Here is a 9,665-nt window from a genome sequence, read left to right on the forward strand (position 1 = left end):
GGGAATCCTTTACTCTCCAAGCTTGTCGGCCAGGGCGCGATAGTCGGCGGCCAAGGTGGCCTCCAGCGCATCGCGCGAATATTCGGCAGTCACGACGGCTTCGCCTATACGGCGCAGCAGCACCAGGCGTAGCTGGCCATCGAGCACCTTCTTGTCTACGGCCATATGCTGGCGAAATTGTTCCGGCGTCATGTCCGTCGGCGGTACGACCGGCAAGCCGGCACTGCGCAGGAGGCGAATAGCCGCATCGCGCTCGTCGGTTGAAATCCAGCCCAGACGGCTGGACATCTCCAGGGCCATGACGGTACCTGCCGATACTGCCTCACCGTGCAACCAGGCACCGTAACCCTGCTGAGTTTCGATGGCGTGGCCGAAGGTGTGGCCCAGGTTGAGAATGGCGCGTAGACCAGACTCCCGCTCATCCACCCCGACCACCCTGGCCTTGGCGGCACAGGAGCGCTCGATGGCCTCGGTCAGGGCGCCGGCGTCGAGGCCGCGCAGGGCAGGCATCTTCTCATCGAGCCAGGGCAGGAACGACTCGTCGCAGATCAGGCCGTACTTGATTACCTCGGCCAGGCCGGCAGACAGTTCGCGTTCCGGCAAGGTGCGCAGGCTGTCCGTGTCGATGATCACCGCCTTGGGCTGATAGAAGGCGCCGACCATGTTCTTGCCCAGCGGATGGTTGATCCCGGTCTTGCCACCGACCGAGGAGTCCACCTGGGACAGCAGAGTGGTAGGTACCTGGATGAAGTCCACGCCACGCTGGTAGCAGGCTGCAGCAAAGCCGGCCATGTCACCGATCACACCGCCCCCAAGGGCAATAACGGTAGTGCGCCGATCATGGCGCGCACCCAGCAGGGCGTCGAAGATCAGCTGCAGGGTTTCCCAGTTCTTATGGGCCTCGCCATCAGGGAGCACAACCGGCAAGACCGAATAGCCCTGCAAGGCCTGGGTCAGTTTCTCAAGATAGAGGGGCGCCACAGTCTCATTGGTGACGATAGCCACCTGCCGACCCGCGATATGCGGCGTGAAGAGCTCCGGCTGCGACAGCAGGCCGGAACCTATATGAATGGGATAGCTACGCTCGCCAAGATCGACCTGAAGTGTCCGCATGGGGCCCCCGACATAAAAAGGGCTAAAGGATAGCGCAGTTCCGCCCGCGCATTAACTTAACGGGGCGGCAGTGCCTGCAGGCGCGCCAGTATTTCTTGCACCACAAGGCGCGGCGGCCGCTCGTCGGTTTCGATGATGATATCGGCGATCTCGCGGTAGAGCGGATCGCGAATCGCCATCAGGTCGCGCAGGACCTTTCCTGGATCAGCCGAGCGCAGCAGCGGGCGATTGCGGTCCCGAGCGGTCCGTTCGATCTGCTGCTCAACGGAGGTATGCAGATAGACAACTCGCCCGCCACAGCGCAAGGCCTGGCGATTGGCCGGTCGTAGCACTGCGCCGCCGCCAGTCGCCAGGACGACACCGTCCTGCTCGCAAAGCTCTTCGATCATCGACTGTTCACGATCACGAAAGCCTTGCTCACCCTCGACGTCGAATATCCAAGGGATATTCGCTCCGGTGCGCTGTTCGATTTCCTTATCGGAGTCCTTGAAGGGAAGTCGCAGTTCTTTTGCAAGCAAACGCCCGATGGTGCTTTTTCCTGCCCCCATCGGGCCAATCAGAATCAAATTTCGCACCGATATCAGCGACTCACCGCAATTGCCTGGTTGTTCATGATACGGGGAGTGAGGAATACCAGTAGCTCGGATTTCTTGTCCTGAACCACGTCGCGACGGAACATGCGGCCGAGGAAGGGCAGGTCGCCGAGGAAGGGCACCTTGTCCACCGCCTTGGTTTGGGTGTTGGAGAATACCCCACCTATGACAATGGTTTCACCATCGTTGACCAGTACCTTGGCGTTGACTTCGTTTTTGTTGATCGGCGGTACGCCGTTCAGGGCGTTGGCGAAGTCCGGAGCATCCTTGGTGACCTTGACTTCCATGATGATGCGGTTGTCCGGGGTGATCTGCGGAGTCACCTCGAGGGACAGGGCCGCCTCCTTGAAGGAAGTGCTGGTGGCGCCGCTGGAACTGGCTTCCTGATAGGGAATCTCGGAACCCTTCAGGATCTTGGCAGTTTCCTTGTCAGAGGTGACGACTTTGGGTTGCGACACGATCTCGCCGTTGCCGGTCTTCTCCATGGCCGACAACTCGAGGTCGAGAATGGTGTTATCGGTGATGAAACCGATACCAAGGCTCGAGGTAGCACCACTAGCGCCGAGGTCGACGAATGGAGCATTCGCCAGGTTCACGTTGCCTGCCTGCGAAGCACCCGGGCGACCGGCGCCACCGCCACCGACAACGAAGTTGTTATCACCGATGCTCACACCACGCCATTCGACACCCAAGGCCTTGTCGTAGTCGACGTTGGCTTCGACGATGCGCGCCTCGATCATTACCTGACGAACCGGGATATCCAGCTGGGCGACGATGCGGCGCAATTCGCCCAGCTTGTCCTCGGTCTGGTAGGCGATGATGCTATTGGTGCGGTCGTCCACGGTAATGGAGCCGCGCTCTTCGGTACCGGCGGCACTCGGGTCGCCACTGGTGACGGACTGGAACAGCTTGGCGATGTCAGCAGCCTTCGCGTAGTTCACCTGGATCAGCTCACGACGCAAGGGAGCGAGTTCGGCGATCTGCTTCTGCGATTCCAGTTCCTGACGCTCGCGAGCGGCAATTTCGTCAGCTGGCGCGACCAGCAGCACGTTGCCGACCTTGCGCTTGTCCAGGCCCTTGGTCTTCAGCACCAGGTCCAGAGCCTGATCCCACGGCACATTCTGCAGACGCAGGGTGATGTTGCCCTGCACGGTGTCCGAAGCCACCAGGTTCAAGTCGGTGAAGTCGGCAATCAGCTGCAATACCGAGCGCACGTCGATGTCCTGGAAATTCAGCGACAGCTTCTCGCCAGAGTAGGCAAACCGTTCTGCCCTGCGCTTCTCCACGTCATCCTGGGTCAGCGGCTTGATACTGACGGTGAGCTTGTTGTCGGTCTGGTAGGCCAGGTAGTCATAGAAGCCGGTAGGTTCGATGCTGATGCTGGCGTTGCTGCCGGAACCCGAGGCGCTGACAAACTGCACCGGAGTGGCGAAGTCCTTCACATCCAGGCGTACACGCAGAGGCTCTGGCAACTGGGTCTTGGAGAAGTCCAGGCGAATCTTGCCGCCCTGCTCCTGAATGTCCGGGCTGACGCTGGGGTCGGACAGGGTAATGACCACATTGCCCTCACCCTGCTCGCCACGCTGGAAGTCGATGTTTTCGATGGCGCGATCGGCACGGCCGTAGCTCTTGACCGGCTGCGAAGCCGTCAAGGGGGCAGCGGCCGGAGCTGGCGCGGACGCCACAGTGCGCGGAGCGGCGGACGCGGAATCCCCCACCAGGACATAAAGGTTTCGACCCTCCACACGGGTGCTATAGGGCACCAGGGTGGTCAGGTTGATGATCAGACGGGTGCGATCCTTGGCCTCGACCACCGTCACGCTGCGAGCGTTGCCTACGCCCAACTCGCGATTCTTGGAGCCCAGCTTGTTCGACACGCCTGGAAGGTCCAGGGCGATGCGCGCAGGCTGCTCAATGGTATAGCCACGGGGAGCGACCACTGGCTCGTCGAAAGCCAGTTTGAGTTCAACCCTGTCGCCCGGAAGGGCCGCAACATCCAGCGCCTGCAGGTTCGCAGCCAGCAGCGCTGGCGACAGCAGTGCAGCCAATAGCGTGATACCAAGGCGCGATAGCGAGCTTTTCATCATCTGGTTCCGTTGTGCAGACCGGTAGTTATTCTTCATCGGTGATTCACCTCGCCCTCAAGAGCGCTCTCTGAGCGCGAGACTGCGCGGACGTTCCAGCCATCCGCCTTCTCCATCCGGGACAATCTCGACCACGTCGACCTTGGCTTCATCGATGCCAACGATGCGGCCGTGGTTACGACCCAGGTAGTCACCCACCTTGACCCGATGCACCCCTCCTGCACCATTGATCAAGGCAAAGGTTCCCGAGCCATTGGACAGGGTACCGACCATTTCGAAGGACTCGATGTTGAAGCCCTCGAGGAATTGCTTGACGCGGGTCTCGTCCGGGTGAACGTCCTTCGACCCCTTTTGCTGCTTGGCCAGATCGATCTTGATCGGCGGCTGGAAGGGGCTGCGCAATGCGGCAGCACTGTACGTGAAGGCCTCATAAGGCTGGAATTTCGGCAAGGGTTCGATGGAACCCTTCGGACGGGCGCGCACCTCATCCATATAGGCCTGGAGGTCACCAAAGTCGCTGCCAGCACCGCAACCGGAAAGGCTGGCGAGCATCAGGGCACAAAGTGCCAGGCGGGCGCGAGGACTACTCATTTCTGCAGCCCCTTGTCGTTGTAGCGGTAGGTCTTGGCCAGAATTGACATACGCAACTTGGAGCCGCTGTCCTGGCCAACAGGCTTGATGTCGAAATCATGCAGGGTGACGATCCGCGGCAGGCTGGCGACGCCGCTGACGAAGGTCGCCAGGTCGTGGTAACCGCCAACCACCGAAATCTGGATCGGCAGCTCGATATAGAACTGCTGGGCAGCCTCCGGCAGCAACTTGATCTCTTCGAACTCGAGACCGCTGCCCAGACCGGTACGGGTGATGTCTTCCAGCAAGCCCGGCACTTCGGTGTCGCTGGGCAACTGGCGCAACAGGGCACCGAAGGAGGTCTCCATCTCCTTCATCTGCTCCTTGTAGGCTTCCAGGTTCGCGGCCTGGAAAGCCTTGGCAGCGAACTGCTCCTTTAGAGTCGCCTCTTCGGCACGCTTCGAGTCCAACTGGAGCTCAAGGTCCTTGAGATGGAAGTTGTAACCCAGCACCAGCACCAGTATCAGCAGCAGTACGCAAGTGATGACCTTGACCGCAATGGGCCAGGACCCCAGGTTGTTGACGTCCAGATCAGCCAAATCGATCTTGCGCAGGCTTTCGAGGGAGTCGGAGAAACTCATTTCGCGGCTCCTTTGGTGGCGGCGTTCTTGCCGTTTTCCTCTTCGGAGCCCGGCTGGGTCTGCTGCACGGTCAACTGGAACACGTTGGCCTGGTCCACTGCCCCGGCAGTAATCGCCTTGACCTCGGTGAGATTGGGCGAAACCAGCCACTCCGAGGCATCCAGATTACGCATCAGGTTGGAAACCCGGTTGTTCGACTCGGCGGCGCCAACAATAGCGATGCTTTTCCCGGTCATTTTCAGACCGGTGAAGAAGACACCATCGGGCAGAGTACGCACCAACTGATCGAATACACGACCAATGATCGGTCGGTTGCCCTGCAGGTCCTGAATGATCTTCATCCGCTCAAGGAGCTGCTGACGACGAGTCTTCAGCTCGCTGATTTCCTTGATCCTGGCATCCAGGACAGCAATTTCCTTGCGAACGAAGTCATTGCGCGCCTGCTGGTTCTCGATGGCGCTGTTCAGGTACTGGTCACCCAGGAACACTGCACCGGCGCCCAGCGCCAGAATGGCCCCCATTGCCACCAGAAAGCGCTGCTTGCGCTCCTCGCGCAGTTGCTCCCGCCAGGGGAGTAGGTTGATGCGCGCCATCAGTCGAAACTCCTCATCGCCAAGCCGCAAGCAATCATCAGCGCCGGCGCATCACTGGCCAGCGCGCCCGCATTGACCTTGCTACTCAGTGCCATGTCGGCGAACGGGTTGGCAACCAGGGTCGGCGTACCGATCTTCTGCTGGATCAGTCGATCCAGATCGGGAATCGAAGCCGTACCACCCGCCAGGAGGATGTAATCCACATCGTTGAACTGGCCCGCGGCGAAGAAGAATTGCAGCGAACGGGAAACCTGCTGGACGACTGCATCCTTGAACGGTTGCAGAACCTCGCTGTCGTAGTCATCCGGAAGACCACCCTGCTTCTTGGCAAGGCCAGCTTCTTCGACCGAGAGACCATAACGACGCTGGATCTCTTCGGTCAGTTGGCGACCACCGAAGAGCTGCTCGCGGGTATAGATGGTGCGCCCGTTGTGCAGGACACTGAGAGTGGTCATGGTGGCGCCGATGTCGACGACCGCTACCGTCAGCTCGTCATGCGAATCGCCGAGCTGGGCCGAAAGCAGCGAATAGGCACGTTCCAGCGCATAGGCTTCAACGTCGACCACCTTGGCAGTGAGTCCGGCCAGCGCAAGCGCGGCCTCGCGCACTTCGACGTTCTCCTTCCGGCAAGCTGCCAGCAGTACGTCGACCCGTTCCGGGTTGCGCGCGGATGGCCCTTGCACCTCGAAGTCGATGGAAACTTCTTCCAGCGGATAGGGAATGTACTGGTCGGCCTCGATCTTCAACTGGTTCTCCAGATCATCATCGGAGAGCCCGGCTTCCATTTCGATGGTCTTGGTGATCACAGCCGAACCGGCCACGGCTACCGCGACAGCCTTGACACCGGTACGCGCTTTCGTGACCACACGGGAAAGCGCCTGCCCAACGCCCTCCAGCTCGGCGATGTTCTTTTCGACAACCGCGTTTGGTGGGAGTGGCTCGACGGCATAGGACTCCACTTTGAAGCGGCTTCCCGAGCGACTCAATTCAAGGAGCTTGACTGAGGTCGAGCTGATGTCGATCCCCAACAGCGAATTCGCTTTCTTATTGAAGAGCCCTAGCACGACCGATTTCCTATCTGCGTCCGAGACTTACGGACGATTTATGTTTTTCCACATTAAATAGCAGTCTTGACAGAAGCGCAAATGGCTCCCCCGGAAAAAAAACGCTTATAATGTGATCGGCTTTTGCCTTTTATCATCGCCTACTACTTAACTCATTCTTTTGCCTGGAAATCCACAAGCCTTGATTCGCCTGCTGAAGTTTTTCTGGTGGTCCTTCGTCGCCGTTTTCTGTGGCCTGCTGCTCAGTTTCAGCGGCGCCTACCTCTATCTTAGCCCCAGCCTTCCGTCCGTCGACTCGCTACGCAGGATCCAGCTCCAGATCCCGCTACGCGTCTACAGCAGTGATGGCAAGCTGATCGCGGAGTTCGGCGAGATGCGCCGGTCTCCGGTGCGTTTCGCCGACATCCCGCCGGATTTCATCAAGGCCCTCCTGGCTGCCGAGGACGACAATTTCGCGAACCATTATGGCGTCGACCTCACCAGCCTGATGCGCGCTGCCACGCAATTATTGAAGACTGGCCACATCCAGACAGGCGGCAGCACCATCACCATGCAGGTGGCGAAGAACTACTTCCTCACCAGCGAAAGAAGTTTCTCCCGCAAGATCAATGAAATATTGCTAGCCCTGCAAATTGAACGGGAACTCAGCAAAGATGAAATTCTTGAACTTTATGTGAACAAGATCTACCTCGGTAACCGCGCCTACGGTATCGAAGCCGCAGCACAGGTCTATTACGGCAAGTCCATTCGTGAACTCAGCCTCGCACAGATGGCGATGATCGCCGGCCTGCCCAAGGCCCCCTCGCGTTTCAATCCGCTGGTGAATCCGACCCGCAGCAAGGAACGACGTGACTGGATCCTCGGACGCATGTACAAGCTCGGCCGAATCGATGATGCCCGCTACCAGCAAGCGCTCAATGAGCCGATCAATGCCAGCTACCACGTTCCCACGCCTGAACTGGCCGCGCCCTACATTGCCGAGATGGCCCGCGCCGAGATGGTCGGTCGCTACGGCAGCGATGCTTACACTGAAGGCTTCCGCGTCACCACCACCGTCCCCAGCGACCTCCAGCAAGCCGCCAACACCGCCCTGCGCGAAGGTCTGATCGAGTACGACCAACGCCACGGCTACCGCGGCCCGGAAACCCGCCTACCGGGCATGACCAAGGAAACCTGGCTGCAGGAACTGAGCAAGCAGAAGTCGCTTGGCGGCCTGGAGCCGGCCATCGTCACCCAGGTAGAGAAAAGCGGCATCCTGGTCCTGACCCGGAGTGGCCAGGAAGAAGCGGTGAGCTGGGACAGCATGAAGTGGGCCCGTCCCTTCCTTAACACCAACAGCCTCGGCCCACGCCCGCAACAGCCCGCTGACGTCACCCAGGTCGGTGATCTGATTCGCGTACAGCGCCAGGCCGATGGAAGCCTGCGCTTCGTTCAGCTTCCCGCTGCGCAGAGCGCACTCGTTTCACTGGATCCGAATGACGGCGCCATTCGCTCCCTGGTCGGCGGCTTCTCCTTCGAGCAAAGCAACTACAATCGCGCCGCGCAGGCCAAGCGCCAACCAGGCTCGAGCTTCAAGCCGTTCCTTTATGCCGCAGCCCTGGACAACGGTTTCACCGCCGCCAGCCTGGTGAACGATGCCCCCATCGTCTTCCAGGAAGCAGGTATGGAAGAAGCCTGGCGCCCGAAGAACGACAACAACACCTTCCTCGGCCCGATCCGCCTGCGCGAAGCCCTGTACAAGTCGCGCAACCTGGTGTCGATCCGCGTGCTGCAGGCCGTCGGCATCGACTATGCGCTGAACTACATCAGCCGCTTCGGCTTCAACAAGGATGACCTGCCGCGCAACCTATCCATGGCGCTTGGCACGGCCAACCTCACTCCACTGGAGATCGCCGGCGGCTGGAGCGCCTTCGCCAACGGCGGCTACAAGGTGCAGCCTTACCTGATCGATCGGATCGAAAGCCGCGACGGCAAGGTCCTGTTCGTCGCCAATCCGCCGCGAGTTCCAGAAAACGAGGCGCAATCCAGCGAAGTCGCACAGGCGAATGCCGCGCCGGACACCCTGCTTGCCTCCACCGACGCCTCAGCACCCCAAAGCCAGACACCGGCCACTGCAGAGCGCATCGTCGACCCGCGCACTACCTACATCCTCAATAGCATGCTGCAGGATGTGATCAAACGCGGGACCGGTCGCCGCGCCCTGTCCATGGGTCGCAACGACATCGCTGGCAAGACCGGCACCACCAACGAGTCCAAGGACAGTTGGTTCTCCGGCTACAACGCCGACTACGTCACCACAGTCTGGGTTGGCTTCGACCAGCCGGAAAGCCTGGGCCGCCATGAGTACGGCGGCACCGTCGCGCTGCCGATCTGGATGAACTACATGGGCACCGCCCTGAAGGATAAGCCGGCCCACGTCCAGCCCGAGCCCGCCGGCCTGCTGACCCTGCGTATCGATCCCCTCAGCGGTCGCGCTGCCAGCCCCGGCACGCCGGATGCGTTCTTCGAGCTGTTCAAGAGCGAAGACACACCGCCGCCAATGAGCGAGCTGGATCCGGGCCTGGCCATCCCCGGCAGCCCGCTGCCCGCCGACGAAGCTGCCCCCATCGACCTGTTCTGAGGAACAGGCGCCCAATAAAAAGCCCCGCGACTCAGGCTGTGTGAAAACTCCCTGAGTGCAGGCCAAGCAAACGCCCCGACTGATTCGGGGCGTTGGCGTTTCTGGGTAATCGAAAGCGAGGAGCGGGATTTATCCCAACCGCATGGTGCAGGATCAGGCCATGCTCACCATCCACCGCGCTCTGCACGTTGAAGGCCACCTTGGCCCCTTGGTGGGTGCGCATCAGGCGGGCCTCGTCCTCGCCGACGACGAGCTGCTCCAGCCCCTGCGTCACCATCAGCGCTTGAGTCGTCAGGTTGTCGGCATGCCGGCTCTTGAGGTGTTGCAGCGCGGTCTTGACGGCGCCGCGATCAATCACTTCAGTCGCCTCGCTGCGGTCGGCTTCGT

General features: G+C 60.5%; 8 protein-coding genes and 1 pseudogene. 1 reads left to right on the plus strand and 8 read right to left on the minus strand.

Annotated features, from left to right (window positions below):
- Positions 1 to 9 precede the first annotated feature (9 nt).
- Genes aroB through FFS60_RS24180 form a run of 7 tightly spaced genes read right to left on the minus strand, consistent with a single transcriptional unit; the run spans position 10 to position 6,658 of the window.
- A complete protein-coding gene (gene aroB, locus FFS60_RS24150; RefSeq protein ID WP_028630572.1) occupies positions 10 to 1,113 on the minus strand; it encodes a 3-dehydroquinate synthase in 1,104 nt (367 codons plus the stop codon).
- Between the two features lie 56 nt (positions 1,114 to 1,169).
- The gene (aroK, locus tag FFS60_RS24155; protein WP_081668151.1) at positions 1,170 to 1,688 is read right to left on the minus strand and encodes a shikimate kinase AroK; all 519 of its coding nucleotides are present in this window, start codon (positions 1,686 to 1,688) and stop codon (positions 1,170 to 1,172) included.
- A 5-nt stretch (positions 1,689 to 1,693) separates the two neighbouring features.
- Complete coding sequence (gene pilQ / locus FFS60_RS24160) at positions 1,694 to 3,790, minus strand: type IV pilus secretin PilQ (RefSeq protein WP_137823390.1); 2,097 nt, start codon at positions 3,788 to 3,790, stop codon at positions 1,694 to 1,696.
- Between the two features lie 57 nt (positions 3,791 to 3,847).
- On the minus strand, positions 3,848 to 4,381 hold the full coding sequence (pilP, locus tag FFS60_RS24165) for a type 4a pilus biogenesis lipoprotein PilP (RefSeq protein ID WP_028630569.1): 534 nt from the start codon (positions 4,379 to 4,381) through the stop codon (positions 3,848 to 3,850).
- The gene (pilO, locus tag FFS60_RS24170; protein WP_028630568.1) at positions 4,378 to 5,001 is read right to left on the minus strand and encodes a type 4a pilus biogenesis protein PilO; all 624 of its coding nucleotides are present in this window, start codon (positions 4,999 to 5,001) and stop codon (positions 4,378 to 4,380) included. Before pilO ends, pilP begins: the two co-directional genes overlap by 4 nt.
- Complete coding sequence (locus tag FFS60_RS24175) at positions 4,998 to 5,594, minus strand: PilN domain-containing protein (protein WP_028630567.1); 597 nt, start codon at positions 5,592 to 5,594, stop codon at positions 4,998 to 5,000. Before FFS60_RS24175 ends, pilO begins: the two co-directional genes overlap by 4 nt.
- Positions 5,594 to 6,658, minus strand: a complete 1,065-nt coding sequence (locus FFS60_RS24180; RefSeq protein ID WP_028630566.1) for a pilus assembly protein PilM — start codon at positions 6,656 to 6,658, stop codon at positions 5,594 to 5,596. The genes FFS60_RS24175 and FFS60_RS24180 overlap by 1 nt, the downstream gene beginning before the upstream one ends.
- 184 nt (positions 6,659 to 6,842) lie before the next feature.
- Between FFS60_RS24180 and FFS60_RS24185 the strand changes: the two genes are divergently transcribed.
- Positions 6,843 to 9,278, plus strand: a complete 2,436-nt coding sequence (locus FFS60_RS24185; RefSeq protein WP_162144832.1) for a penicillin-binding protein 1A — start codon at positions 6,843 to 6,845, stop codon at positions 9,276 to 9,278.
- 31 nt (positions 9,279 to 9,309) lie between these two features.
- Here FFS60_RS24185 and FFS60_RS24190 read toward each other — a convergent pair.
- Positions 9,310 to 9,665: pseudogene (locus FFS60_RS24190) on the minus strand (hypothetical protein); the annotation flags it as partial.

The organism is Pseudomonas sp. D(2018) (assembly GCF_005502555.1).
Lineage (GTDB): Bacteria > Pseudomonadota > Gammaproteobacteria > Pseudomonadales > Pseudomonadaceae > Metapseudomonas > Metapseudomonas resinovorans.